The organism is Caulobacter sp. RHG1, from assembly GCF_013181195.1.
Lineage (GTDB): Bacteria > Pseudomonadota > Alphaproteobacteria > Caulobacterales > Caulobacteraceae > Caulobacter.
In genome coordinates this window covers 21,023-44,441 of record NZ_SMZP01000004.1, presented here as the reverse complement: position 1 = coordinate 44,441, position 23,419 = coordinate 21,023, and the positions used below count along the sequence as shown (strand labels likewise).

At 67.5% G+C, this 23,419-nt stretch carries 21 protein-coding genes; 12 read left to right on the top strand and 9 right to left on the bottom strand.

Annotated elements, in window-relative coordinates; all coding sequences use genetic code 11:
- Nucleotides 1-198: 198 nt before the first annotated feature.
- From E1H18_RS11300 to E1H18_RS11290, 3 genes are read left to right on the top strand one after another with little or no spacing between them, the layout of a single operon-like run.
- A complete protein-coding gene (locus tag E1H18_RS11300) occupies nt 199-1,323 on the top strand; it encodes a flagellar basal body P-ring protein FlgI (protein ID WP_172267872.1) in 1,125 nt (374 codons plus the stop codon).
- Nucleotides 1,323-1,679: a rod-binding protein gene (locus E1H18_RS11295; protein ID WP_172267869.1), complete on the top strand. Its 357-nt coding sequence runs from the start codon at nt 1,323-1,325 to the stop codon at nt 1,677-1,679. Before E1H18_RS11300 ends, E1H18_RS11295 begins: the two co-directional genes overlap by 1 nt.
- A 2-nt stretch (nt 1,680-1,681) precedes the next feature.
- Nucleotides 1,682-2,131 (top strand): flagellar basal body protein, encoded by a 450-nt coding sequence (locus E1H18_RS11290; RefSeq protein WP_172267866.1) that lies wholly within the window; start codon nt 1,682-1,684, stop codon nt 2,129-2,131.
- On the opposite strand, the gene E1H18_RS11285 is transcribed toward E1H18_RS11290, so the two are convergent.
- The 3 genes from E1H18_RS11285 to E1H18_RS11275 all read right to left on the bottom strand — a co-directional run bounded on the left by E1H18_RS11285 (nt 2,128) and on the right by E1H18_RS11275 (nt 4,413).
- A complete protein-coding gene (locus E1H18_RS11285; protein WP_370526510.1) occupies nt 2,128-2,694 on the bottom strand; it encodes a methyltransferase in 567 nt (188 codons plus the stop codon). The genes E1H18_RS11290 and E1H18_RS11285 overlap by 4 nt on opposite strands.
- Before the next feature lie 65 nt (nt 2,695-2,759).
- A complete protein-coding gene (locus tag E1H18_RS11280) occupies nt 2,760-4,343 on the bottom strand; it encodes an ABC-F family ATP-binding cassette domain-containing protein (RefSeq protein ID WP_172267863.1) in 1,584 nt (527 codons plus the stop codon).
- Nucleotides 4,300-4,413 (bottom strand): hypothetical protein, encoded by a 114-nt coding sequence (locus E1H18_RS11275; protein ID WP_172267860.1) that lies wholly within the window; start codon nt 4,411-4,413, stop codon nt 4,300-4,302. The genes E1H18_RS11280 and E1H18_RS11275 overlap by 44 nt, the downstream gene beginning before the upstream one ends.
- Before the next feature lie 124 nt (nt 4,414-4,537).
- Between E1H18_RS11275 and E1H18_RS11270 the strand changes: the two genes are divergently transcribed.
- Nucleotides 4,538-5,002, top strand: coding sequence for a DUF1203 domain-containing protein (locus E1H18_RS11270; RefSeq protein ID WP_172267857.1), 465 nt, complete (start codon nt 4,538-4,540; stop codon nt 5,000-5,002).
- Here the strand turns inward: E1H18_RS11270 and E1H18_RS11265 are convergent.
- Both E1H18_RS11265 and E1H18_RS11260 read right to left on the bottom strand, forming a co-directional pair.
- On the bottom strand, nt 4,999-5,157 hold the full coding sequence (locus E1H18_RS11265; RefSeq protein WP_172267854.1) for a hypothetical protein: 159 nt from the start codon (nt 5,155-5,157) through the stop codon (nt 4,999-5,001). The two genes, E1H18_RS11270 and E1H18_RS11265, sit on opposite strands and share 4 nt — an antisense overlap.
- Nucleotides 5,158-5,264: 107 nt before the next feature.
- Nucleotides 5,265-5,864, bottom strand: a complete 600-nt coding sequence (locus tag E1H18_RS11260) for a hypothetical protein (RefSeq protein WP_172267851.1) — start codon at nt 5,862-5,864, stop codon at nt 5,265-5,267.
- Nucleotides 5,865-6,159: 295 nt separating this feature from the next.
- On the opposite strand from E1H18_RS11260, the gene uvrA reads away from it, so the two are divergent.
- Nucleotides 6,160-9,069, top strand: coding sequence for an excinuclease ABC subunit UvrA (gene uvrA / locus E1H18_RS11255; protein ID WP_172267848.1), 2,910 nt, complete (start codon nt 6,160-6,162; stop codon nt 9,067-9,069).
- A 51-nt stretch (nt 9,070-9,120) separates the two neighbouring features.
- Here the strand turns inward: uvrA and E1H18_RS11250 are convergent, their stop codons facing one another.
- The 4 genes from E1H18_RS11250 to E1H18_RS11235 all read right to left on the bottom strand — a co-directional run bounded on the left by E1H18_RS11250 (nt 9,121) and on the right by E1H18_RS11235 (nt 12,759).
- Complete coding sequence (locus E1H18_RS11250) at nt 9,121-10,038, bottom strand: hypothetical protein (RefSeq protein WP_172267845.1); 918 nt, start codon at nt 10,036-10,038, stop codon at nt 9,121-9,123.
- 92 nt (nt 10,039-10,130) lie between these two features.
- The gene (locus E1H18_RS11245; RefSeq protein ID WP_172267842.1) at nt 10,131-10,988 is read right to left on the bottom strand and encodes a hypothetical protein; all 858 of its coding nucleotides are present in this window, start codon (nt 10,986-10,988) and stop codon (nt 10,131-10,133) included.
- Nucleotides 10,989-11,747, bottom strand: coding sequence for a hypothetical protein (locus E1H18_RS11240; RefSeq protein WP_172267839.1), 759 nt, complete (start codon nt 11,745-11,747; stop codon nt 10,989-10,991).
- 82 nt (nt 11,748-11,829) lie between these two features.
- Nucleotides 11,830-12,759 carry a hypothetical protein gene (locus E1H18_RS11235; protein ID WP_172267836.1) on the bottom strand — a complete coding sequence of 310 codons (930 nt, stop codon included), beginning with the start codon at nt 12,757-12,759 and terminating at the stop codon, nt 11,830-11,832.
- Nucleotides 12,760-12,868: 109 nt separating this feature from the next.
- Between E1H18_RS11235 and trmFO the strand changes: the two genes are divergently transcribed.
- From trmFO to uraD, 7 genes are all read left to right on the top strand, one after another.
- Nucleotides 12,869-14,293 carry a methylenetetrahydrofolate--tRNA-(uracil(54)-C(5))-methyltransferase (FADH(2)-oxidizing) TrmFO gene (trmFO, locus tag E1H18_RS11230; protein ID WP_172267833.1) on the top strand — a complete coding sequence of 475 codons (1,425 nt, stop codon included), beginning with the start codon at nt 12,869-12,871 and terminating at the stop codon, nt 14,291-14,293.
- A 315-nt stretch (nt 14,294-14,608) separates the two neighbouring features.
- The gene (locus tag E1H18_RS11225; RefSeq protein WP_370526487.1) at nt 14,609-17,995 is read left to right on the top strand and encodes a TonB-dependent receptor domain-containing protein; all 3,387 of its coding nucleotides are present in this window, start codon (nt 14,609-14,611) and stop codon (nt 17,993-17,995) included.
- A gap of 110 nt (nt 17,996-18,105) precedes the next feature.
- Nucleotides 18,106-19,191 carry a mechanosensitive ion channel family protein gene (locus tag E1H18_RS11220; RefSeq protein WP_172267827.1) on the top strand — a complete coding sequence of 362 codons (1,086 nt, stop codon included), beginning with the start codon at nt 18,106-18,108 and terminating at the stop codon, nt 19,189-19,191.
- A gap of 152 nt (nt 19,192-19,343) precedes the next feature.
- Nucleotides 19,344-20,609, top strand: a complete 1,266-nt coding sequence (locus tag E1H18_RS11215) for an allantoate amidohydrolase (RefSeq protein ID WP_194247989.1) — start codon at nt 19,344-19,346, stop codon at nt 20,607-20,609.
- A complete protein-coding gene (locus E1H18_RS11210) occupies nt 20,606-21,826 on the top strand; it encodes an alanine--glyoxylate aminotransferase family protein (protein WP_172267821.1) in 1,221 nt (406 codons plus the stop codon). The genes E1H18_RS11215 and E1H18_RS11210 overlap by 4 nt, the downstream gene beginning before the upstream one ends.
- A gap of 142 nt (nt 21,827-21,968) precedes the next feature.
- Nucleotides 21,969-22,898, top strand: coding sequence for an allantoinase PuuE (gene puuE / locus E1H18_RS11205; protein WP_172267818.1), 930 nt, complete (start codon nt 21,969-21,971; stop codon nt 22,896-22,898).
- Nucleotides 22,895-23,419, top strand: coding sequence for a 2-oxo-4-hydroxy-4-carboxy-5-ureidoimidazoline decarboxylase (uraD, locus tag E1H18_RS11200; RefSeq protein WP_172267815.1), 525 nt, complete (start codon nt 22,895-22,897; stop codon nt 23,417-23,419). The genes puuE and uraD overlap by 4 nt, the downstream gene beginning before the upstream one ends.

Genomic DNA, 23,419 nt, shown 5'->3' with positions numbered 1-23,419 from the left:
ACGCGTGAGTCATACTATCCCGACGCGAGATCATAATCTCCCCCGGCGTTTGAAGTATGGTTAATGCCGGGCAGAATCTGCCGGAGGGCGCCGAGCGGACCATCGGCCTTCCAGGAATCCCTTGAGTCACAAGGCCCTTCGAACTGGCCCGCTTCTGGCATGAGCGGCGTGGGGGCCTCTCCCCGCTACGAGATTGCCATGTCGCGTTCATTCTTCAGCACCGTTCTTCGCCCGGTCCTCGCCGCCGTGGTCGTCGCCTGCGCCTTCACGGCCGCACCGGCGTTCGCCAAGTCGCGCATCAAGGACATCGTCTCGTTCGAGGGCGTCCGCGACAACCCGCTGGTCGGTTACGGCATGGTGGTCGGCCTGAACGGCACGGGCGACAGCCTGCGCAACGCGCCGATGACCAAGCAGAGCCTGGAAGCGATGCTGGAGCGCCAGGGCGTCAACGTCCGCGACGCGACCCTGAACACCAAGAACACCGCCACGGTCATCGTCACCGCCAACCTGCCCCCCTTCGCGGCCGCGGGTTCGAAAATGGACGTCACCGTCTCGGCCCTGGGCGACGCCAAGAGCCTGCTGGGCGGCACCCTGATCGTCACCAGCCTGCAGGGCGCGGACGGCCAGACCTACGCCGTCGCCCAAGGCACGGTGCAGACCGGTTCGGTCTCGGCCGGCGGCGCTTCGGGCAGCTCGGTCACCAAGGGGGTTCCCACGGCGGGCCGGATCGCCGGCGGCGGCGTCATCGAGCGCGAAACCGGCTTCCAGATGGTCACCATGGACATCCTGCGCCTGACTCTGCGCAATCCGGACTTCACGACGGCGCGCCGTATCGCCGACGCCATCAACCAGAAATTCCCCAACTGCGCCCAGGCTCAGAACCCGACCATCGTCGCGGTGCGCGCCCCGGCCGGCATGGACATGATCAGCTTCGTCACCGCCATCGAGAACCTGCAGGTCGAGCCGGAAGGCCCCGCCAAGGTGGTCATCGACGAAGTGGCCGGCGTGATCGTGATGGGCGACGACGTCCGCATTAGCCAGGTGGCGATCGCCCAGGGCAACCTGACCATCTCGGTCCAGGAAACCCCGGCCGTCAGCCAGCCGGCGCCGTTCAGCCAGGGCCAGACCGCCGTCATCCCGCAGTCGACCGTCAGCGTCGACGAGGAGAAGGGCAAGAAACTGGTCACCCTGGGCGGCTCGCCCTCGCTGAAGAGCCTGGTCGGCGGCCTGAACGCCCTGGGCGTCACGCCCCGCGACATGATCTCGATCCTGCAGGCCGTGAAGGCCGCGGGCGCCCTGCAAGCCGACATCGAGGTGATGTGATGAGCGCTCTGTCCACCATCTCCACCCTGGTTCCGCAGTTCGGCGCCGCGGTCTCGGCCACCAAGACCGCCGCCGACGCGGTCAAGGCCGCCGCGACCGCCGCCAAGGACACCGCCCAGCGCGCCAAGATCGCCGAGACGGCCAAGACCTTCGAGTCCTCGTTCCTGTCGGTGATGATGCAGCAGATGTTCGAAGGCGTGAAAACCTCCGAGCCCTTCGGCGGCGGCCAGGGCGAGGAGATGTTCAAGTCGATGCTGACCGACGCGATGTCCAAGGAAGTCACCAAGTCCGGCGGCGTCGGCCTGTCCAGCACGATCCAGCGCGAAATGCTGAAGATGCAAGGTCTGAAGGAATAGCCATGGCCATCGCCGCCCTCGACGCCGACGACCGCGTCCACCAGCTGACCCTGCTGACCGAACGCCTGACCGAGCTGGTCGCCAAGGAAGCTACGGCCTTCGAGAACCACCGCCCGCACGAGGCGGCGCAATATGTCGAAGAGACCGCCAAGCTCGCCAATGTCTATCGGCACGAGTCGATGCGGGTGCGGGCCAATGTCGCCCTGGTCGAGGCCGCCCGGCCCGAACTGCGCCAACGCCTGATGCGCGCGACCGAAGCCTTCGACGCCGTGCTGGCTCGCCAGTCCCGCGCCGTCGCCGCCGCCAAGACCGTCACCGAGGGCCTGGTCCACGCCGTGGCCACCGAGATCGCCAACCAGCGCGCCGCCCCTGCCACCACCTACGGCGCCGGCGCCATGATCAATGACCGCCCCGCCCTGGGCTCGGCGATCACGCTGAACCGCAAGGCCTAGACCAATTCAAAGACGGCGGCGGGCCTGCCCGCCCCGTCCGGGTCGCCGAAGTCGGCGACCACATGCTCGGCCACGACCCGCAGGCGGTCGGCCGGCAGGGACGCGCGCCAGGGGTCGCCGATCAGCACCGCGATCCCCGCCGCGACGCAGCGCTCCAGGAAGGCCAGAACCCGCACCGCCAGGTCCGGGTCGTAGAAGAGATCGCCCACCAGCATCAGATCGACGTCCGGCGGATCGCCTTTCGTCAGATCGGCGAGCACGGCCTCGACCGCCACGCCGTTTGCGGCGGCGTTTAGGCGTGTTGCGGCGATGGCATAGGGATCGACGTCGGCGGCGACGACCGCGCTCGCGCCCGCCAACATTGCCGCGATCGCCACCAGGCCCGAGCCGGCGCCCAGGTCCAGCACGCGCTTGCCCGTGACGACCTCCGGTCGGTCCAACACATGCCGCGCCAAGGCCAGCCCGCCGCCCCAAGGCCGCGCCCAGTAAGGCGAGCCGAAGTCCGGATCGGCGTCGGCCAGCCGCATCAGCCCGCTGCGCGGCCCGGCGCGATGCAGGCGGATCTCGGGCACGCCGGGGACGGGCTCCAGCGGCAGGTTGGCCAGGATGAAGGCGGCGATGTCCAGGGTCAGGCTCCCAACACGATCCGCCGCTCCACGCCGATGGCGTCGAGGAAGTCCTCATCGTGGCTGACGACCAGCAGCGCGCCATCATAACCCGAAAGCGCCGCCTCGACCGCTTCGATCGAGGACAAATCCAGATGGTTGGTCGGCTCGTCCAGGATCAAGAGCTGCGGCGGAACGGCCGCGCACAGCACGCAGGCCAGGGCTGCTCGTAGGCGCTCGCCGCCGCTGAGCGTCCCGGCGACCTGATGGGCGGCGGCGTTGCGGAACAGGAAGCGGGCCAGGGCCGCGTGGGCGTCATTGACGCTGGCGGCCGGGTTCAGGCGGCGGAAGTTCTCCAGGATGGTCTCCTCGTCGTTCAGCAGCGCCGCCCGCTGGTCCAACAGGGCCACGGGCACGGAGAGCCTGACTTCGCCGGTGGTCGGCAAGAGATCACCCGTCGCCAGCCGGATCAGGGTCGTCTTGCCGGTCCCGTTCGGCCCGACCACTGCCACCCGTTCGGGACCGGCCAGGCGGAACGACAGCTCTTCGATCACCGGCGTCCCGTCCGGCCAAGCGAAGCCGACCGCGTCGAAGGCCAGAACTGCCCGCCCCTCCGGCAGATGACTGGAGGGCAGATCGAAGCCCAGGGTGCGAGCCCTTTCGACCCGCGCCTCGGCGGCCGCCTTGGCGTCGGCGGCTTGGCCCGTCCGCTTTTCGGCCAGCTTGCCTTCGCGCGCGCCGCTGTTCTCGGCCCGCTCGGCCATCATGCCCAAGACGATTTTGGGTTCACTGCCCTTGGCGGCGAACTTGCGGCCGCCGGCGTCGCGGCGGTCCTTGCGCTCGCGAGCTTGCTGGGCCTCCCGAGCGACACGGCGGACCTCGCGCTCGGCGTGGTCAAGGTCGCGCTGGGCGGCGTCGGCCTCCAGCGTCTTGCGCTCGGCATAGAGGTCGTAGCCACCGCCATAGGACCGCGCGCCCAGCGACGACAGCTCGACGATCCGGTCCATGCCGCGCAGCAAGGAACGATCGTGGCTGACCACCACAGCACCTCCCTTCCAGCGCGCCAGCACCCTGGAGACGATCTCGCGCGCTTCGGCGTCGAGATTGTTGGTGGGTTCGTCCAGCAGCAGCACGTCGGGGCGGGCGATCAGCAGCCGCGCCAGCCCCGCCCGCGTCGCCTGGCCGCCCGACAGCGCCGCCGCCGGCCGCTCGGGATCGAGGCCCGCCAGACCGACATCAGCCAGGGCCTGGTCCAGCCGCGCGGGCAGCTCCCAATCAGCGTCGGACAGATCGGTCTCGTCGCCCTCCCCGCGCTCGATGCGCGTCAGGCGATCCCAGTCAGGCCTCACGCCCAGCAGGTCGGCCAGCCGCGCACCGGGCGAGACGTTCGGCGTCTGCTCCAGGCTGGCTACGGTCCCGGCGCGGGTGATCGCTCCGGACAGCGGCGGACGCGTCCCGGCGATCAGCGCCAGCAAGGTCGACTTGCCCACGCCATTGCGGCCGACGAGGCCGATGCGCTCGGCCCCGATGGAGAGGTTCAGGTTTTCGAAAAGCGGCCGGCCGTCAGGCGTGGCGGCGGAAACGGCATCCAGGGTGACGAAGGACATGCAAACCCACGGTCAGGGAAACGGGAAGGACGAAGCGGTCTTCCGGCTTGCTGATCATGGGAGCCTCCATCGAAGCAGGATTTGGGGGATGTGAGGCGGGGGTCTACGCCCGCGAACGCGGTTCGGCAAGACCGCAAGGATCGGGTGTCGCCTCGTCGGAGCGCACGCGAGAACCGGCGAAAGAGGAGTTTCAGATGACCTATGCCGTCACCAGCCTGCCCGCCGAACTGTTCGCGCCCCTATTCGCGATGGACGATGAAGCCCTGGCCGCGCGCGGCGCGCGCCGGATGATCGCCGATGCGCCGGTCGGCTATCCCTGCCGTGTCAGCCTGGACGACGCCCAGCCCGGCGAGACCCTGATCCTGGTCAACTACGAGCACCAGTCAGCGCCGACGCCGTTCCGCGCCAGCCACGCCGTGTTTGTTCGGGAGGGCGTGGCGCCGGTGTCGATGATTGGCGAGATGCCGCCCGCCCTTCGCCGCCGCCTGCTCTCGCTACGGGCCTTTGATACGAACGGCATGATGATCGCCGCCGACATCGTCGACGGCGCCGAAGCGAGCAACCTCATCGCCCAGATGTTCGAAAATGCACAAGTCGCCTACCTGCACGCCCACTACGCCAAGTGGGGCTGCTACGCGGCGCGGATCGACAGGGCCTAGCTCGGGGCCATCGCGTGCAGGACCCAGATCAGCGAGCCGACACCGCCCAGGAACACCAGGCCGTCGATCACGATCGAGCGCGGCTTGGGAGCCTTCAGAGCGTCGAAAGCGTCCTGCTTGGCGCCCTGCTTTCCACCGGCTGCGGCCTTGGCCATGACTGGCTCCTGCATCTCCGGGCTTCTGCCCGACCGTGACGCTTAGACCATGCGTGGACTGAAGAACCCGCTTCCAAACAGGGTTTCGGAAATCCGAACAGGCTTGATCAGAAGCAGCCTCCCTGGAGCAGCGACGGCTGCATCGAAGGGTCGGAGTTGCGCAGGCGGCGATACGTCCGGCAATGCGCCTGACGCTCGGCGTCCTTGTCGTAGAGCGACGGCTGTTTTGGTGACGGTTGATGGTCTTGCCATCTGCGCTCGTCGATCGGCCCGACGAACCTGGGCGATGGGCGCTTGTCACGACGACCGCCCCACTCGCCGTAGCAGCGTTCCTTCTCGTCCTCGGTCAGGTGCTCGCTGGTGGAGCCGCTGCAGGCCCGGCGGTAACGGCCCCATCCCCATTCGGGCGCGCCCTCGGTGAGCCGCCAGCGCTCGACGGCCTTGGGATCGACGCGCCAGGCGGGGTCGACGGCGAGGGGCGCGGGCGCGGCTGTGGCGGCTTCGGCAACGCCCTCATCCGAGATCGTCGTCGAGGCCTCGTCCGCCGCTGTCGGCCGGACCGAACTCCGCCCAGCCCTCGCTGCCGATGGCCGGCGCTCCCGCTCTCGTTCCGGTCTTTCCAACGCCAAGATCATGATCGGAACCTCCGCCACGGGCGGCGCACGTTCGAGCAAGGCCAGCCCCGCCAGAACCGAGGCGTTGACCAAGACGCCGCCCGCGCCGGCGATCCATCGCCTGGTCCCCGTGCCCCGCCCCATGCGCCCGCCACCTCCGGTTAAGTTGGCGGAAAGGACGCGCTCTGCTGGCGCCGCTTTCGAGGCGCGAACATGGCCAAGCGGCGCCGCGCCAAAGTGTCGGACTGCTGACATCCGCTGTCAGCAGAAACGCCGCCTCGCGGGCGCGACATTTGTTCGCAACTTGTTCTTGTGTTAATCCGCGCTTCGAGCCCTACATATAGCCGCTGCGCCGCGACCAAATTCGCGGTCCAACGTTCCGGAAAACATGGCCGAGCAACTGAACTTCATCCGCGTTCGCGGCGCCCGTGAGCACAATCTCAAGGACGTCAACGTCGACATCCCGCGTGGCGAGCTGGTCGTGCTGACCGGCCTGTCGGGCTCGGGCAAGTCGTCGCTGGCGTTCGACACGATCTATGCCGAGGGCCAGCGTCGCTACGTGGAGAGCCTGTCGGCCTATGCGCGTCAGTTCCTGGAGCTGATGAGCAAGCCGGACGTCGATCTGATCGAAGGCCTGTCGCCCGCGATCTCGATCGAGCAGAAGACCACCTCGCGCAACCCGCGCTCGACCGTCGGCACCGTGACCGAGATCCACGACTACATGCGCCTGCTGTGGGCGCGGGTCGGGGTTCCCTATTCGCCGGCCACCGGCTTGCCGATCGAAAGCCAGACCATCAGTCAGATGGTCGACAAGATCACCGCCCTGCCCGAGGGCACGCGCCTCTACCTGCTGGCCCCCGTCGTTCGCGACCGCAAGGGCGAGTACAAGAAGGAGATCGCCGAGTGGCAGAAGGCCGGCTTCCAGCGGCTGAAGATCGACGGCGAGTATTATCCGATCGAAGACGCCCCGGCGCTCGACAAGAAGTTCAAGCACGACATCGACGTGGTCGTGGACCGCGTGGTCACCAAGCCCGAGATGGAACAGCGCCTGGCTGACTCCATCGAGCAGGCCCTGCGCCTGGCCGACGGCCTGGCGGTCGCCGAGTTCGCCACTATCGAAGAGGGTGAGAAGGAGCCGAAGCGCATCCTGTTCTCGGAACGCTTCGCCTGCCCGGTCAGCGGCTTCACGATCGCCGAGATCGAGCCGCGGCTGTTCTCGTTCAACAATCCGGCGGGCGCCTGCCCGGCATGTGACGGCCTGGGCGCCAAGCTGGCTTTCGACGCCGACCTGATCGTGCCCGACCGCGAGCGCAGCCTGCACAAGGGCGCCGTCGCCCCGTGGGCCAAGGGTCCCTCGCCGCTCTATACCCAGACCCTGCAGGCCCTGGCCCGTCACTACGGCTTCTCGATGGACGAGCCCTGGTACAAGCTGCCGGCCGATGCCCGCGACGTCGTGCTGCAAGGCAGCAAGGGCACAAAGATCAAGTTCGTCTATGACGACAACGCCCGCAAATACGAGGTCGAAAAGCCTTTCGAGGGCGTGCTGCCGAACCTGGAGCGCCGCTGGCGCGAAACGGACTCCAGCTGGGTGCGCGAGGAGCTGGGCCGCTACCAATCCGACACCCCGTGCGAGGTGTGCCACGGCAAGCGCCTGAAGCCCGAAGCCCTGGCCGTGAAGATCGCGGCCATGGACATCGCCGAGGTGTCGATGCTGGCCATCCGTCCAGCGCGGGACTGGTTCGCCGGCCTGGAAGGCCAGCTGACCGACAAGCAGATGGAGATCGCTCGCCGGATCCTGAAGGAGATCAATGATCGCCTGCGGTTCCTGGTCGATGTCGGCCTGGACTACCTGAACCTCTCGCGCGGCTCGGGCACCCTGTCGGGCGGCGAGAGCCAGCGCATCCGCCTGGCCAGCCAGATCGGCTCGGGCCTGACCGGCGTGCTCTACGTGCTGGACGAGCCGTCGATCGGCCTGCACCAGCGCGACAACACCCGCCTGCTGCAATCGCTGCAGGGTCTGCGCGACCTGGGCAATTCGGTGCTGGTGGTCGAGCACGACGAGGAAGCCATCCTCACCGCCGACTATGTCATCGACATGGGTCCGGCCGCCGGCGTGCATGGCGGCCAGATCATCGCCGAGGGCAAGCCGGCCGAGGTGATGGCCAATCCCAACAGCATCACCGGCCAGTACCTGACCGGCGCCCGCGAGATCGAGGTGCCCGAACAGCGCCGGCCGATCAGCAAGAAGAAGGTGCTGAAGGTCGTCGGCGCCACCGGCAACAACCTCAAGAACGTCACGGCCGAGATCCCGGTCGGGACCTTCACCTGCATCACCGGCGTGTCGGGCGGCGGCAAGTCGACCTTCACGATCGAGACCCTGTACAAGGCGGCCGCGCGCCGCCTGAACAACGCCAGCGACGCCCCCGCCCCGCACGAGCGGATCGAGGGCCTGGAGCAGTTCGACAAGGTCATCGACATCGATCAATCGCCCATCGGCCGCACCCCGCGCTCGAACCCTGCGACCTATACCGGCGCCTTCGGTCCGATCCGCGACTGGTTCGCGCAGCTACCGGAAAGCAAGGCGCGCGGCTACGGCCCCGGCCGCTTCAGCTTCAACGTCAAGGGCGGCCGCTGCGAGGCCTGCCAGGGCGACGGCGTCATCAAGATCGAGATGCACTTCCTGCCCGACGTCTACGTCACCTGCGATATCTGCAAGGGCAAGCGCTACAACCGCGAAACCCTGGACGTGCTGTTCAAGGGCAAGACCATCGCCGACGTGCTGGACATGACCGTCGAAGAGGCCGCCGACTTCTTCAAGGCCGTGCCGCCGATCCGCGACAAGATGGAGACCCTCAAGCGCGTGGGCCTCAGCTACGTCAAGGTCGGCCAGCAGGCGACGACCCTGTCGGGCGGCGAGGCCCAGCGGGTCAAGCTGTCCAAGGAGCTGTCGCGCCGGGCCACCGGCCGCACGCTGTATATCCTCGACGAACCGACCACCGGCCTGCACTTCGAGGACACCAAGAAGCTGCTCGAGGTGCTGCACGAGCTGGTCGACCAGGGCAATACCGTGGTCGTCATCGAGCATAACCTCGACGTCGTGAAGACCGCCGACTGGCTGCTGGACTTCGGTCCCGAGGGCGGCGACGGCGGCGGCCAGGTGGTGGCTGTCGGCTCGCCCCAGGACGTGGCCAAGGTCGAGGCCAGCTGGACCGGCCGCTACCTCAAGGAGCTGCTGGACCGCCACGAGGAACGCCGCAAGGCGCGGGTCGCCGAGCTGAAGAAAAGCAAGCGCGCTTAGAAACAAAGAAGCCCCGAAGAGCGATCTCCGGGGCTTCTTCTTTAGGAGGCTCTACCAGCCGCCGTTGCCGGCGCTGGGCGCGGGCGGAGCCTCGCGGTCCTTGAGTTCCTTGTAGATCGACGGCGGCGGGGCGAAGACGATCAGGGTGGTCAGCACCTGGATCACGCCCGAAAACAGCGCCTGGACGACGCCGGCCGGCGTGAAATAGGCAGCCAGCGAGCTGGTGTCGGCGCGCATCATCTTGCCGGTGGCGGCGAAGTCGCCCGAGGCGATCAGACCGACGGCCGAGACGATGGTCCAGATCAGCAGCACCACGATGATGCTCATCACGGCGGCCAGGAAGTAGGCGCCCAGCAGCGGCCAGAACAGCCCCTTGGTCTGCGGCATCGACTTGAACAGCGTGATCTTGCCGGTGTCGAAGGTGACGGCGGGCGCGAACGACAGGCGAATGGCCAGCCAGATCACCGCACAGAACGATCCCAGCAGGCCGGCAAGCGCCAGGAAAGCGCCGGTGGCGCCGCCCATCGCGCCCAGGAAGCCGGTGACGGCGGAACCCAGGAACAGCGCGCCCATCAGGACCAGGGCGGTCAGCAGCCAGACCGCCGCCTGGCGCAACTCGTCCTTGCCCAGGCGCAGATAGGCCATGCGGCTGTCGTCATGGCGCAGCACCAGACGGTTCAGAGCCGCGAACGTCACGCCGTTCTGGATCAGGCTGATCGGCAGCATCCACAGGGTCAGCGGGCTGAGCGCCGAGGCCAGGCGGAAGAACTCGTCCGGATCCGGATTGTTGTTGTCCTGCATGTAGCCGAGGAAGGCTTCAAGCTGCGGCCCGAAGAACTGGATGGCGGCGACGTTGGTCAGGATCGACACCACCGTCATGACCCCCGCCCAGATGGCCACGGTCTTCAGGTTTTCCCGCACCAGCCGGAAACCGGAGAAGGCCGCGTCGGAGGCCGAGAACTTGGACATGTGTGGCCCTGGAAAGGATCGTGAATTGGCCGACAGGCCTAACAAGGTTCGAGCCGCTTCGACAGGCCTTCTCCCCACTTTTCGGGTGCGGGTCAGTCGTGCAGGCCGGCGTCGATCTCATCTTGATTGAGGTGGGCGAAGGCGCGGGCCGGAGCCGAGGTCACGACCACCGCCTGCAGGGTCAGGACGATCGGCACCAGGAAGATATTGACCAGCGAAGCCGAGATCAGAGCCGAGTAGCCCGTCACCAGGCTGATGATCCAGCCGACCAGCGCGCCCGTAATCGTGCCGACGATCGAGATCACCGCCGTCATGACGATGACCAGTCCGTACATCGCCAGCAGCCGCCAGAACTGGCCGTGCGTTTGGATCCAGGCGGTGCGCACGTCGATATGGTGGTGCGAGAAGGCGTGCGGGCCCAGCAGCGACAGCCGCACGGCGATCCACAGCGACAGGCCGATCACGGCCAGGCCGCCCAGGAACGCGAACCAGGTCGCCGCGCCGCCCGACAGCAGGGCCGTGCCCAGCACCACCGCGCCCGAAGGGATGACCGTGGCCAGCAGCGCCGCCACCCAGGTGATGAGCGAGACGATGAGCAGCTGGATCTCTTCCTTGCCCAGCCGCAGATAGGCGAAGCGCTTGTCGCCGGGCTGAAGCACCGAGCGGATGATCCCCGCGGCCAGCACGGCGCCGATCGCCAGGGCCAGAATGATCAGCAGCAGCATGGCGCCGCCCAGATGGGTGACCAGCTCCAGGATCTCGCGCGGATCGGCGGACGAGCCGCGCCCCTGAAGCACCGCCCGGCCTTCAGGGCCCAGCACGATTTGGACGATCACGCCCAGGATCGGCAGCATGACGAGCGCGAAGGCCGCCCAGGCCGCGATGGCCTTGGGCTTGCGGCGCAGGGTGCGGACGCCCTCGAGGGCGGCGTCGACGGGGCGAACAGACATCTAGGCGTCCTGCAGGGCCGCGCGGCGGCGGTAGACATGGGCCAGGGCGCCGGCCCAGGCCGGCATGGCGTAGAAATAGGCGCAAAAGGCCAGGATCGCTGCGACGACTAGGCCTTGCGGCGCGAAACGCATCGCCGTGCTCAGCAGCAGCACCGGCAGCACGATCACGACCCCCACCGCCAGAAGCACCGGCACATAGCCCTTGGTCAGCGGAAAAGCGCTCAGCACCCGCACGCCCGACTGCTCGACCGTGGCCGGGGCCGACAGCGACAGGCGCAGGCCCAGCCAGATCAGGATGGCGAGGCTGGCCAAGGGGACCAGAGCGATGACGAAGCCGGCCGGGCCGGCGCTGGCGTAAGCCGCCTTCCACCCCGTCGTCGTGCTGGCGTCGAAGTCGGGCGCGGCGGTGCGGGCGATGCCCAGCGACACGCCGCCGACGATGATCATCAGGATCGCGCCGATCAGCAGGAACAGGGCCAGGATCATCGCCTGCGCGCCCAGCAGCCGCCACTCGTCGCGTCCCCAGCGCAGGCCCTTGATCCCGCCTTGTCGGCCGAAGGCGCGACGGAACAACGCCCCCTGCGCGATGACGACGGCCAGGATAGCGACGGCCGCGCTCAGGCCCGACGGCAGCAGGTTGGACGTTACGCCCAGCACGGCCGCCAGGGTCAGAGCGCCCCAGCAGTCCTTCACCGCGCCCGTCACGTCGGACAAGCCCGCGCGCAGCGTCGCGCCGACCATCGCCGATCCGTCCTTCATTCCAACCTCCGCCGCGGCCCTCACCCATGAGTCGCCGCGCCGGGCCAATCTATGGCGTCGCGAGGCGTCTGGCGATGGCGTCCTAGGGCTGCTGGGTCAGGGCGCGGTGGGCGGCGGCCCAGGGCGCATAGAACAGGAGCTGCAAAACCGCGCCCAGCACCGACATCACCACCGCCAGGGCGGCCAGGAACGGCCAGATCGCGCGCAACAACGTCATCGGAGCCTGGCTCAGCAGAACGTCCACGCCCCCCGCGCTTTGCAGCCCCGACAGCGAACCGGCGAAGGCGACAATCAGGCCGACGACGATCCCGCCAGCCACGACCTCCAGCAGCAGCACCAGCAACACGATCAGCAGCGCCACGCCCAGCAGTTTCAGGGCGTGGCCCTTGGTCAGGCTCCAGGACTCGAACAGACGAAACTGGTTGTCGACGAAGGTCATCGGCAGAGCCAGGGACAGGCGCAGCGCCAGCCACAGCAGGACCGCGCCAGCGACGATGGCGCCGCCGGTTCCCGTGACGATGGCCGCCATGACGCCATTCTCGCCGCCACCGAACCCGGCGATGGCCGTCAGCACCGCCACCAGCAGCACGACGACGAAGACGACGATCATCGCCAGGACCTGCTCGACCAGCATCAGCAGGGTGAGCCACATTTCGCGCGAACCGACCCGCAGATAAGCCCAGGCCGACTGCTCCGGCGACAGCACCGCCCGGAAGACCGCCGCGCAAAGCACCGCCGAGACGAAGCTCGACCACAGCCAGTAGAGCATGTTCAGCGCCATCATTCCCGACTGCATCCGCATCAGCCGGTTCAGGTACTCGGCGTCATCGCCCGTCTGGGCGGCGGCCTGGAACATCAGCATGAAGTCCGGCCCCATGGCCGCCACGCACAGCAACGCCGGCAGAGCCAGTGCGACGACCAGGGCCAGTCCCCAGCCGATCACCGCCAAAGGCTTGCGCGCGATCACGCCGAAACCGGCCGTCGCGGCCGCGGTCACGGAAAAGCTCGCCATCTTCCCTCCTCGTGCTCGCCTCATGCGCGCCAGGCGCGAAGGCTCCTTCCCCTCGCGTGAGCCTACACGCAGGTTTCGCCAAGCGACAGCCGGGGGTATAGGGCGCGCCATGAATTCGAATTCGACCCACAAGCCCGCCCCCATCGCCATTCACGTCGTGGGCGGCGGCCTGGCCGGCTCCGAGGCCGCCTGGCAGATCGCCCAGGCTGGCGTGCCCGTCATCCTGCACGAGATGCGCAAGGACGACGCCACCGGAAAGGTCACCACCGACGCCCACCACACTGACGGCCTGGCCGAGATGGTGTGCTCCAACTCGTTCCGTTCGGACGACTGGCAGTTCAACGCCGTGGGCCTGCTGCACGCCGAGATGCGCAAGCTGGACAGCCTGATCATGGCTTGCGCCGACCAGCACCAGGTGCCGGCCGGCGGCGCCCTGGCCGTCGACCGCGACGGCTTCTCGGCCGAGGTCACCAAGCGCCTGTCCGAGCACCCGCTGGTCACCATCGTGCGCGAGGAGATCGCCGGCCTGCCGCCGGAAGAGTGGGACAATGTCATCGTCGCCACCGGCCCGCTGACCTCGCCCGCCCTGGCCCAGGCGATCCTGGACGCCACCGGCGAAGGCCAGCTCAGCTTCTTCGACGCCATCGCTCCGATCATCCATTTCGACTCGATCGACATGGACAAGGCGTGGCGCCAGTCGCGCTACGACAAGGAAGGCCCCGGCGGCGACGCCGCCGCCTACATCAACTGCCCCATGAACAAGGAGCAGTACGAGGCCTTCATCGACGCCCTGCTGGAAGGCCCCAAGTCGGAATTCAAGGAGTGGGAGAACGTCCCCTATTTCGACGGCTGCCTGCCGATCGAGGTGATGGCCGAGCGTGGCCGCGAGACCCTGCGCCACGGCCCGATGAAGCCAGTCGGCCTGACCAACCCGCGCGACCCGACCGTCAAGTCCTACGCCATCGTCCAACTGCGACAGGACAACGCCCTGGCCACGCTGTGGAACATGGTCGGCTTCCAGACCAAACTGAAGCATGGCGTCCAGGCTGACACCTTCAGGATGATCCCGGGCCTGGAGAACGCCCAGTTCGCCCGCCTGGGCGGCCTGCATCGCAACACCTTCATCAATTCGCCCAAGCTGCTGGACCGCTCGCTGCGCCTCAAGGCCCATCCGCGCCTGCGCTTCGCCGGCCAGGTGACGGGCGTGGAAGGCTATGTCGAGAGCGCCGCCATGGGCCTGCTGACAGGCCGTTTCGCCGCCGCCGACCGCAAGGGCGCGCCGATCGACGCCCCGCCGCCGACGACGGCCCTGGGCGCTCTGGTCGAGCACATCACCGGCGGCCACCTGGCGGCCGGCAACGGTCCGGGCAGCTTCCAGCCGATGAACATCAACTACGGGCTGCTGCCGCCGCTAGAGGCCCCCAAGGTCGACGAAGAGGGCAAGAAGATTCCGCTCAAAGAGCGCGGACGGGCCAAGAAACGGCTGATGAGCCTGCGCGCCCTGGCCGATCTGGACGCCTGGCAGGCCGGTTGATCCCAAAATCGAGCCCTTAAGGAGGCCCGCCCCGGCGACGGCGGCGGGCTTCTTCTTGCCTGCCGCAAACGTCAACCGCGGCTGTTCATTGGGCAGAATTTTCAACCCTTTATCAGCGTTTTCACGCCACATCCTCCCGCGAGGAAACGCGACCGGATTGCGGCGCTCAGTTTTTGACAAATGCTACAAAGTTTCATCTGACACCGGTTTCTCTTGCAGATGACACCGGTATCCGTTAGCGCTACCAGCCTTTTCTGGGACCGGCCGTCCACTCAAAAAGAGCCGGGACCTTTTTCAACTTTCCGGGAGGGAACCGTGCAAATTAATTCCAAGCATCGCCGCGCATGCGCGCTTCTGGCTCAAGCGTCCCTGGGCGCCTTGACCATCGCCGCCGCCAGCCTGTCGGCCAGCGCCGCCTTCGCTCAGGAGCAGGCCGCGCCTGCCCCCGCGCAAGCCGCCCCGGCTCCTGAAGCCGAAAGCGCCGAAGTCGAAGCCGTCGTCGTCACCGGCTATCGCGCCGCCCTGCAGAGCGCCATCAGCCTGAAGCGCAACTCGAACACGATGGTCGACGCCATCAACGCCGAGGACATCGCCGACTTCCCCGACGCCAACTTGGCCGAGTCGCTGCAGCGCCTGCCGGGCGTCTCGATCGACCGTGAAAACGGCGAAGGCCGCACCATCACCGTCCGCGGCCTGGGCAGCGACTTCACCCGCGTGCGCCTGAACGGCCTGGAAGCCCTGTCGACGGCTGGTCCGTCGGCCGCCGGCGACAGCGCCAACCGCTCGCGCGGTTTCGACTTCAACACCTTCGCCTCGGAACTCTTCAACGCCCTGAAGGTCCAGAAGACCGCCTCGGCCGAGACCGACGAAGGTTCGCTGGGCGCCACCGTCGACCTGGAAACCGGTCGCCCGCTGAGCTTCAAGGGCCGTCGCCTGGCCCTGTCGGTGCAGGACGCCTATTACAAGAACGGCGGCAGCCACTCGCCGCGCTTCGCCGGCCTGGTCTCGGACCGCTGGGACACCAACTGGGGTGAATTCGGCGCCCTGTTCTCGCTGGCCTTCAACAAGCGCAGCCAAGTCATCGACAGCTACGCCCGTCAGGCCGGCCAGTCGGACTACCTGTATCGTCAGTCGACGTTCCTGGGCACGGGTTCGACCACTGCGACCCCGGGTCGCCAGGGCTTCGCCGCCCCGACTGGCACCGCCTGCAACAATGGCGTGATCCCCGGCGTCAACATCACCAACGCCGCGGTCTGCTCGGCCCTGACGGGTTCGAATCCGGCCGCCTACAACCTGATCAACAACCCGACGACGGCCACCGTCGCCAACGGCCAGATCACCGCCGCCGGCCCGCTGGCCCGCATCCCGGCTCTGGCCACCCTGAACCAGCAGGACCTGGACCAGAAGCGCACCGGCATGACCGGCGCCCTGCAATGGCGTCCGACCAGCCGCACCACGGTGTCGCTGGACTGGGCCTATTCGGAGCTGAAGCAGGACTCGGTCAACTACCAGATCCAGACCGTCGGCCTGAACCGTAACAACACCAACGCCAACCTGAACGGCATCAGCGCCAGCAGCGACATCGCCACCAAGCGCGCTCTGTACGCCAACTGCACGGCGCGAGCGGCCAGCGCGATCCAGGACGCCATCGACTGCGGCCAGTCCATGAACGGCGGCGCGCTCGTCCCGGGCATGGCCTTCAGCTACAACCCCAACAACCTCGACCCGTACGACTACTACAACAATCGTGGTTCGGTGGGTTACGTGGCCGACCCGGCCGGCATCGCGATGCTGACCCAGTTCATCGGCCGCCCGTCGGTGAAGCTGATCGACGGCGCTCTCAGCGCTTCGGGCGCCAACGCCGACTACCTGAAGCTGGGTAACGTCGACCTGCGCTCGGCCGCCGACGCCGCCTTCTTCAGCACCTACTTCCGTCAGACCTCGCTGCGCCTCGACCACGAGTTCAATGACCGGTTCTCGATGACCGGCATTTACGGCAAGTCGTCGTCGAACAATAAGACCCAGGGCCTGCTGGCGGACTTCATCCGTCTGGACAGCGGTCAGGGCGTGGCCGGCAACGACTACCTCGTCTACGACGCGCGCGGCGGTGGCGACATGCCGATGCTGAACCTGGGCTTCGACGCGACGCAGACGGGCGCCTGGGACTTCGTGAAGGGCTACTCGGCCCTGCGCCACTTCCAGCGCTACACCCGCAACGACTACGAAACCTTCCGCTTGGACTTCAAGTACGACCTGGACGACAACTACGCCGTCCGGTTCGGCGCCAGCCGCCGCAAGTACGGCTTCGGCACCTCGGAATATCGCCGTCTGACCGGCGAAACGCTGAACCCGTCGCTGCGTGAAGGCAATTCGAACATCGCCTCGGTCAGCAAGATCATCAACTGGGGCACCGGCCTCGACGTCCCGGCCGGCACCACGACCTCGTTCCTGGCGCCCGACCTGAACAAGATGGTCAGCCTGTTCAACTTCGACTGTAACTGCATCAACAAGTACGGCGACTGGCGTCTGTCGTACCTGGCGAGCGCGGCCAACCGCTATTCGGTCGACGAAACCAGCACCAGCTACTACGTCCAGTTCGACTACGACACCGAGCTGTTCGGTCGTGAGCTGCGCGGTAACCTCGGCGGCCGCTATGCGATCACCGAAATCGACTCCGACGGCCTGACCAACACCTCGCGTCCGATCTCGGGCCACAACAAGTACAACGACTTCCTGCCCTCGCTGAACGCCTCGTACGAGGTCTATGACAACATGCTGCTGCGCTTCGGCGCCGCCAAGGTCATGGCCCGTCCGCTGCTGGCCAACCTGGCCCCGAACGTGACCTCGATCAGCGTGCCCTCGAACGGCGCGACGGTCGGCGGCTCGCTGACGGTCGGCAATCCGAAGCTGGAACCGTTCCGCGCCACCAACCTGGACCTGAGCCTGGAATGGTACTTCCAGCCCGGCGCCCTGGTCTCGGTCGCGGTGTTCAACAAGGACATCTCGAACTTCCCGCAGACCCTGGTCTCGGCCTCGAACCTCAGCGCGTTCCTGGACGCCGACGCCATCGCGGCGCTGCGCGCGGCCCAGACCAACCCGCAGGCGGTCGCCTATATCGACGCCAACAACCCGTTCGACGTTCGCCAGTTCGGCGATGCGCCCGGCGGCTACATCCGCGGCATCGAGTTCAACTACCAGCAGAACCTGACCTTCCTGCCCTGGTACTTCAAGAACCTGGGCGTGCAGTTCAACGCCACGCACCTGCAGTCGGAGATGGAGTACATCGTGACTCCGGCCAACGCCCGCCTGGGCACGGCCGCCATCACCGCCAAGGGCCCGTTCACCGGCGCCTCGCCGAACGCCTTCAACTTCACCGTCTATTATGAAGTCGAGAAGTTCAGCGCCCGCCTGTCGTCGGCCTACCGCACCAACTACAAGACCCAGTACCCGATCGCGGCCGGCACCTGTGAGCCGGGCTACTGCGACAGCCCGCTGGTCAACGACTTCCTGGGCAACAAAAGCACGTTCAACCTGGACGGCTCGATGACCTACAAGCTGAACGACAACATCACGTTCTCGCTGGAAGCCCTGAACCTGACGAACCAGACGGAGAACCGCTGGGCCTACGAGAACGACCCGGTCGTGACGCGTTACGCCGCGGTCGGCCGCTCGATCTTCGGCGGCGTCCGCTTCGTCTACTGATCTAGAGCGTTAATTCCTCCCAACGCTTTGACTGGGGCCGCGTCGACACCGACGCGGCCCTTTCTTTTTTTGTCATGCAGCCTTCCGCGCCGGGGGACGTTCGCCCCCGCATGACCCGCGTACAGAACTGGCTTTCCGACTCCGTCTGGCTGATCGGCTGGGCGCCGCCTTGGCTCGTCAGCATCGCGCTGATCGCTCTGGCCGTGACCATCGCCCTCACCGTCCACGCCGTGCTGGTGCGGATCGTCCGCCATAGCCTCTCCAAGCGCGACGCCTTCTGGCAGGCCTTGATCGCCCGCACCCGGCGCGTGACACGACTGGCGATCATCGTCGCGGCCCTGGGCCCGGCGGTGACGGCCTCCCCGCTCAACGAGATCCAGTCGAACGCTGCGCGCCATGGCTTGCTGGTGCTGTTCATCCTGCTGCTGGGCTGGATGGCCATGACGGCGCTGGACATCGCCGCCGCGCTCTACCTGCGGGGCTTCAAGGTCGACGTCGAAGACAACCTGCTGGCCCGCAAGCACATCACCCAGGTGCGGATCCTGCGGCGCGCGGTGGCCATCCTCGTCGGCATCGTCACCCTGGCCCTGGCTCTGATGACCATCCCCGGCGTGCGGCAGTGGGGCGTCAGCCTACTGGCGGCCGGCGGTGCGGCCTCGCTGATCGTCGGCCTGGCGCTGCAGCCGCTGCTGACCAACCTGATCGCCGGTATCCAGATCGCCGTCACCCAGCCGATCCGCATCGACGACGCCGTCATCGTCGAAAAAGAATGGGGGAACATCGAGGAGATCAACGCCACCTACGTCGTGGTGCGACTGTGGGACTGGCGGCGGATGGTGCTGCCGCTCAGCTACTTCATCCAGACGCCATTCCAGAACTGGACCCGCGAGAGCGCCGCCCTGATCGGCACGGCCATGCTCTATGTCGATCCCGCCGCGCCGGTCGACCGCCTGCGCGCCAAGCTGGAGGAGATCGCCAAGGACTCGCCGCTGTGGGACGGCAAGGTCGTCAATCTGGCGGTCACCGATATCAGACCCGAGGTGATGGAGATCCGTTGCCTGGTCAGCGCCCGCAATGCGCCCAAGACCTTCGACCTGCGTTGCGAAGTCCGCGAAAAGATGATGGCCTTCCTGCGCGACGAACTGCCCGAGGCCTTCCCCAAGCAGCGCCTGGCGATCGCGGCCGAGGCCAGCTGACCTCGTACGATCTTCCGCAAGTAAGCGAATTATGACTTATGAAGAGGCGCCGCCATCTCGACATGGCGCGCGCGCGGGCGCCTGGGCGGGGAACCTCTGCCGAGAGCGCTTGTCGCAAGAGCGTGGCGGGATCAGCCTGCTAAGGTTCGGGAATGGAAGCGGACGTGACCGGAGGTTTCGAGATCGGCGCCCGGGCGAAAACCCGGTGCGACGCCCTGGGCGCCCCGCCCTATAGCGAGGCCGAGGGCCAGCTGACGCGGCGGTTCCTGACCGCCGCCCATGGCGCCGCGCTGGACGCCTTGACCCGCTGGATGCTGGAAGCCGGCATGAGCGTGCGCCGCGACGCCGCCGCCAATCTGATCGGCCGCTATGAGGGCGAGACGCCCGGCGCCAAGGCGCTGATCATCGGCTCGCACATCGACAGCGTGCGCAACGGCGGGCGCTATGACGGACCGCTGGGGATCGTGCTGGGCGTCGATGTGGTCGAGGCGCTCAGCCGCGCCGGCCGCCGCCTGCCGTTCGCGATCGAGGTCGTGGCGTTCGGCGACGAGGAGGGCTCGCGCTTCCCCGCCTCGATGAGCTGCAGCCGCGCGATCGCCGGCACGCTGGACGCCAGCGCCCTGGACATGAAGGACGCCGAGGGCGTGTCGGTCGCAGAGGCTTTGGCGGCGTTCGGCGGCGATCCGGCCAACATCGCTTCGGCCGCCCGCAAGCGCGAAGACGTGCTGGCCTTCCTGGAGGCCCACATCGAGCAGGGTCCGGTGCTGGAGGCCGAGGGCCTGGCCCTGGGCGTGGTCACCGCCATCGCCGCGCAGAAGCGGCTGATGGTGCGGATCGAGGGAACCGCGGGCCATGCCGGCACCACGCCGATGAACCTGCGCAAGGACCCTGGTCCCGCCGCCGCCGAAGCCATGCTGACTCTCGAGCGGATCTGCCGCGCCGGGACCGATGGCCTGGTGGGCACGGTGGGACGCATGACCGCCCTGCCCGGCGCCTTCAACGTCATCCCCGGCGCAGTCGAGTTCTCGATGGACATCCGCGCCGAGACCTCCGCGACCCGCGACGAGGCGGTGCTGACCATCGGGGCCGAGATCCACGCCATCGCCGCCAAGCGCGGGCTTTCGGCGACGGTCACGCTGATGCAGGCCCTGGCCGAAAGCCCCTGCGATCCGTCGCTGATGAACCTGCTGGAACAGGCTCTGCGCGATCTCGACCTGCCGCTGCGCCGCCTGCCCTCAGGGGCCGGTCACGACGCCATGGTCATGGCCGACCTCTGCCCCACCGCCATGCTGTTCATCCGCTGCGAAGGCGGGATCAGCCACAACCCGGCCGAAGCCGTCACCGAGGCCGACTGCGCCCTGGCGGCCCAGGCCATGCTCCATTTCATCGACAAGCTAGAACGACGCGAACGCGCATGACCGAGACTTTCAAAGAGTTGGACCATCCCGCCCGCCTGCTGATGGGTCCCGGGCCCATCAACGTCCATCCACGCGTGCTGCGCGCCATGTCGGTGCAGTTGCTGGGCCAATTCGATCCCGAGTTCACCGGCTACATGAACGAGGTCATGGCGCTGTATCGCGGCGTGTTCGAGACGAAGAACCAGCAGACCCTCCTGGTCGACGGCACCTCGCGGGCGGGGATCGAGGCGGCCCTCGTCTCGACGCTCAGCCCCGGCGATGACGTCGTGGTGGTCAATGCCGGGCGCTTTGGCCTGCTGCTGGCCGAGATCGCCGAGCGCTGCGACGCCAAGGTCACCTTCGTCGAGGGTGCGTGGGGCCAGGTCGTCGATCCCCAGGCGATCGAGGACGCCGTGGCCCGCGTCAAGCCGCGCCTGGTGGCCTGCGTACATGGCGACACCTCGACCACCATCGCTCAGCCGATCGAGGCCATCGGCGAGATCTGCCGCCGCCACGACTCCCTCCTTTACGTGGACGCCACCGCGACGCTGGGCGGCATGAGCGTGCCTGTGGATCAGTGGCAGGCCGACATCGTCACCGCCGGCCTGCAGAAGTGCATGGGCGGCCCCTCGGGCTCAGCGCCGATCACCATCAGCGACCGCGCCGCAGAGCACATCTTCAGCCGCCGCCACGTTGAGAAGGGCTTGGCCACGCCCGGCGCCACCGGCAACGGCCGCCGCATCGCCTCCAACTATTTCGACCTGGCGATGATCATGGACTACTGGTCCGACAAGCGCCTGAACCACCATACCGAGGCGGCCTCGATGCTGTTCGCCGCCCGCGAATGCGCGCGGATCGTGCTGGAGGAAGGCCTCGAAACCCGCTTCGCCCGTCACAAGCAGGCCGGTGCGGCCATGGTCGCCGGTATCGAGGCGCTAGGCCTCCAGGTCTATGGCGACCAAGCCCACAAGATGACCAACGTCACCGGCGTGATCGCGCCCAGCGGCGTCGACTACGACCGGGTCAAGGCCCGCATGCGCACCGAGTTCGAGATCGAGATCGGCGCCGCGTTCGGGCCCTTGGCCGGCAAGATCTGGCGCATCGGAACCATGGGTGTGAACGCCCGCAAGCATGCGGTTCTGCAGACCCTGGCGGCGCTGGAAGCGGTGCTGCGCTGGGAGGGCTTCGAGGCCCCGGCCGGCGCTGGCGTCGACGCGGCGGCGAAGGTGTTCGCATGAGAGGTTCGGCCATCACCTTCTTCCCCCTCCGGGGGAGGAGCGCCGCAGGCGCGGAGGGGGCGAGCGTCCAGAACACTCACCTCACTTGCCCCCACCTGACCTCGCACTGCGAGGTCGTCCGCCCCCGGAGGGGGCAGAAGTCATGAGTGACTACCCCCGCGACCTGATCGGCTACGGCGAGCATCCGCCTCAAGCGCAATGGCCGAACGGCGCCCGCGTGGCCGTGCAGTTCGTACTGAACTACGAGGAAGGCGCCGAACGCTCGATCCTGCACGGCGACCCTACTTCAGAGTTCTTCCTGTCGGAGATGGTCGGCGCCCAGCCCATCCAGGGCATGCGCAACATGTCGATGGAGAGCCTGTACGAGTACGGCTCGCGCGCCGGCTTCTGGCGCATCCGGCGACTGTTCGAGGATTTCGGCCTGCCGCTGACCGTGTTCGGCGTCGCCCAGGCCATGGAGCGCCACCCGGACGCCGTCGAGGCGATGATGACATCAGGCTGGGAGATCGCCAGCCACGGCTATCGCTGGATCGACTACCAGCACTTCACGCCGGACCAAGAGATGGAGCACATCCAGCAGGCTATCGAGATCCAGAAGCGCCTGACCGGCGAGCGCCCCCTGGGCTGGTACCAGGGCCGCACCAGCCCGAGCACCGCCCGCCTGGTCGCCATGGAAGGCGGCTTCGTCTACGACGCCGACAGCTATGCCGACGATCTGCCTTACTGGGACGACCAGCACGGCCGCGCCCAGCTGATCGTGCCCTACACCCTGGAAGCCAACGACATGCGCTTCACCGCCGCGCAGGGCTTCAACACCGGCGAGCAGTTCTTCACCTACCTTCGCGACGCCTTCGACGCCCTCTATCTGGAGGGCGAGACCGCGCCGAAGATGATGAGCGTCGGCCTGCATTGCCGCGTGGTCGGCAAGCCGGGACGCATCGGCGCCCTGCGGCGGTTCCTGGAGCACATCACCCGCCATGATCGCGTCTGGGTGGCCAAGCGCATCGACATCGCCCGCCACTGGATCGCCACCCATCCCCCCGAGTCTTTGGCCTACGAGGTAAAGGCATGAGCGGCGCTCCGCCCCTGACCCTGGCCCGCCTGAACAGCATGAACCAGACGGGCTTCACCACCGCGCTCGGCTTCGCCTTCGAGCTTTCGCCGTGGGTGGTCGAACGCGCCTGGGACGAGCGGCCGTTCGCCAATCTCGAAGCCCTGCACGGCGCGATGATGGAGGTGCTGGAGGCCGCGAGCACCGCCGATAAGCTGGCGCTGATCCGCGCTCACCCCGAGCTGGCCGGCAAGGCGGCGATCGCCAGGCAGCTGACCGCCGAGAGCACCGCCGAACAGGCCAGCGCCGGTCTGGACCGGCTGACGGAGGACGAGTTCGCCCGCTTCCACCAGTTGAACGCGGCCTACCAAGAGCGCTTTTCGTTCCCGTTCATCATCGCCGTTCGCCTGAACGACAAGGCCTCGATCCTGGCGGCCATGGAAGCGCGCACGGCCCATGACGAAGCGACGGAGATCGCCGAGGCGATTCAGCAGATCGGCCTGATCTCCAAGCTTAGACTGCTCGACGCGGTGACCGCATAA

Excerpts from the sequence above, each read along its gene's own strand:
- E1H18_RS11300 (WP_172267872.1), top strand. The coding sequence starts at position 199 with ATGTCGCGTTCATTCTTCAGCACCGTTCTTCGCCCGGTCCTCGCCGCC.
- E1H18_RS11295 (WP_172267869.1), top strand. The coding sequence starts at position 1,323 with ATGAGCGCTCTGTCCACCATCTCCACCCTGGTTCCGCAGTTCGGCGCC.
- E1H18_RS11290 (WP_172267866.1), top strand. The coding sequence starts at position 1,682 with ATGGCCATCGCCGCCCTCGACGCCGACGACCGCGTCCACCAGCTGACC.
- E1H18_RS11280 (WP_172267863.1), bottom strand. The coding sequence starts at position 4,343 with ATGTCCTTCGTCACCCTGGATGCCGTTTCCGCCGCCACGCCTGACGGC.
- E1H18_RS11275 (WP_172267860.1), bottom strand. The coding sequence starts at position 4,413 with ATGGAGGCTCCCATGATCAGCAAGCCGGAAGACCGCTTCGTCCTTCCC.
- E1H18_RS11270 (WP_172267857.1), top strand. The coding sequence starts at position 4,538 with ATGACCTATGCCGTCACCAGCCTGCCCGCCGAACTGTTCGCGCCCCTA.
- E1H18_RS11265 (WP_172267854.1), bottom strand. The coding sequence starts at position 5,157 with ATGGCCAAGGCCGCAGCCGGTGGAAAGCAGGGCGCCAAGCAGGACGCT.
- uvrA (WP_172267848.1), top strand. The coding sequence starts at position 6,160 with ATGGCCGAGCAACTGAACTTCATCCGCGTTCGCGGCGCCCGTGAGCAC.
- E1H18_RS11250 (WP_172267845.1), bottom strand. The coding sequence starts at position 10,038 with ATGTCCAAGTTCTCGGCCTCCGACGCGGCCTTCTCCGGTTTCCGGCTG.
- E1H18_RS11245 (WP_172267842.1), bottom strand. The coding sequence starts at position 10,988 with ATGTCTGTTCGCCCCGTCGACGCCGCCCTCGAGGGCGTCCGCACCCTG.
- E1H18_RS11240 (WP_172267839.1), bottom strand. The coding sequence starts at position 11,747 with ATGAAGGACGGATCGGCGATGGTCGGCGCGACGCTGCGCGCGGGCTTG.
- E1H18_RS11235 (WP_172267836.1), bottom strand. The coding sequence starts at position 12,759 with ATGGCGAGCTTTTCCGTGACCGCGGCCGCGACGGCCGGTTTCGGCGTG.
- trmFO (WP_172267833.1), top strand. The coding sequence starts at position 12,869 with ATGAATTCGAATTCGACCCACAAGCCCGCCCCCATCGCCATTCACGTC.
- E1H18_RS11220 (WP_172267827.1), top strand. The coding sequence starts at position 18,106 with ATGACCCGCGTACAGAACTGGCTTTCCGACTCCGTCTGGCTGATCGGC.
- E1H18_RS11215 (WP_194247989.1), top strand. The coding sequence starts at position 19,344 with ATGGAAGCGGACGTGACCGGAGGTTTCGAGATCGGCGCCCGGGCGAAA.
- E1H18_RS11210 (WP_172267821.1), top strand. The coding sequence starts at position 20,606 with ATGACCGAGACTTTCAAAGAGTTGGACCATCCCGCCCGCCTGCTGATG.
- puuE (WP_172267818.1), top strand. The coding sequence starts at position 21,969 with ATGAGTGACTACCCCCGCGACCTGATCGGCTACGGCGAGCATCCGCCT.
- uraD (WP_172267815.1), top strand. The coding sequence starts at position 22,895 with ATGAGCGGCGCTCCGCCCCTGACCCTGGCCCGCCTGAACAGCATGAAC.